The following is a 271-nucleotide window of genomic DNA, read 5'->3' as shown; positions in this document are numbered from 1 at the left end:
CTCGGGGGCCGAGCAGAGCGTCCGCATCGTCGGAACGTGCGCCGAGCTCACCGTCTCGGGGTCGGCCCTCACCGTAGACGCCTCGGGGGCCTCGATCGGTACCCTCCGCATCTCCGGCGACCGCGCCCGCATTGACGCCGGGTCGATCGATGCCCTCATCCTGCAGGGCAATGACGGCTCGGTCCGTTCCTCGGGGGCGATCGGCAGCGCCGATCTGAGCGGCGATCGGTCCTCGATCCAGGCGGGCGGTGCGATCTCGGCCGTCACGGTC

1 protein-coding gene is annotated in these 271 nt (G+C 71.6%); it reads left to right on the top strand.

All coding sequences use genetic code 11. The features are described from left to right. Positions 1-271: hypothetical protein (locus NDO48_RS29200; protein ID WP_267322913.1), on the top strand; the 271-nt coding region annotated here is incomplete at both ends.

It is taken from the genome of Aminobacter sp. MET-1 (assembly GCF_026521175.1).
Lineage (GTDB): Bacteria > Pseudomonadota > Alphaproteobacteria > Rhizobiales > Rhizobiaceae > Aminobacter.
Note: the sequence above shows the minus strand (reverse complement) of the source record. Positions and strands in the feature narration are given on the sequence as shown.